Below are 225 nucleotides of genomic sequence, written 5' to 3'. Positions count from 1 at the left end.
CGCTGGATCACCTCCTTATACGATGATTATTCACGATGAGTGTCCACACAGATTGATACGGTTTATAAGTAAAAGAGACGAAGATATCTCAATATCTTCGAAGTTTGGTTCTGCTTTTTAAAAGTGGAAACAAATAGCAGTGTCCCGTTCGTCTAGAGGCCTAGGACACCGCCCTTTCACGGCGGTAACAGGGGTTCGACTCCCCTACGGGATACCATCTTTAAA

The 225-nt window shown here is 44.4% G+C and carries 1 tRNA gene; it reads left to right on the top strand.

The annotated features are described in order from the left end of the window. The first annotated feature begins 141 nt into the window (after window positions 1-141). Window positions 142-217: transfer RNA gene (locus VJL_RS27430), tRNA-Glu, on the top strand. The last annotated feature ends 8 nt before the right edge of the window (window positions 218-225 follow it).

This window comes from Vibrio jasicida CAIM 1864 = LMG 25398 (genome assembly GCF_000400365.1).
GTDB lineage: Bacteria > Pseudomonadota > Gammaproteobacteria > Enterobacterales > Vibrionaceae > Vibrio > Vibrio jasicida.
The sequence above is the reverse complement of the archived record's forward strand: the minus strand, read 5'-3'. Positions and strand labels throughout refer to the sequence as shown.